The following is a 446-nucleotide window of genomic DNA, read 5'->3' on the forward strand; positions in this document are numbered from 1 at the left end:
TTAGAGGTCATCTCATTTGGTGATTCTGCGGTAGCAGATCCGTGTGCGGGCGTTGCGGTGGGCGATCCCGTGTCCGCTGAGCCAGCGGCGCAGGTGGGCGTAGTCGTATCCCTTGTCTGCGTGTAGTTTGCCGGGCCTGCGCCGCGAGCGGATCGGAGCGATCGCGCGCACAAGCGGCTGGAGGGCCTGGCTGTCATGGGTGTTGGCTCCGGAGATCCCGACAGACAGGGGCAGACCGCTGCGTACGGTGATCACGTGGATCGTCGACCCGTACTTGCCCCGGTCGACAGGATTCGGACCCGTCAGGTCCCCTTTTTCAGCGCCCGCATGTTGACCGTGTCGATCGCGCACCGCGACCAGTCCAGCTCGCCGCGTGCGCCGAGTTCCTCCAGAACCAGGCGATGCAGCTTGGCCCAGACTCAGGCCCGGGTCCACTCGGCAAAGCG

The 446-nt window shown here is 65.7% G+C and carries 1 pseudogene; it reads right to left on the reverse strand.

Features of this window, described 5'->3' with window-relative positions:
• Positions 1-45: 45 nt before the first annotated feature.
• Positions 46-446, reverse strand: a pseudogene (locus RIF23_RS20715) (transposase); the annotation flags it as partial.

It is taken from the genome of Lipingzhangella rawalii, assembly GCF_031628175.1.
Taxonomy (GTDB): Bacteria; Actinomycetota; Actinomycetes; order Streptosporangiales; family Streptosporangiaceae; genus Lipingzhangella_A; species Lipingzhangella_A rawalii.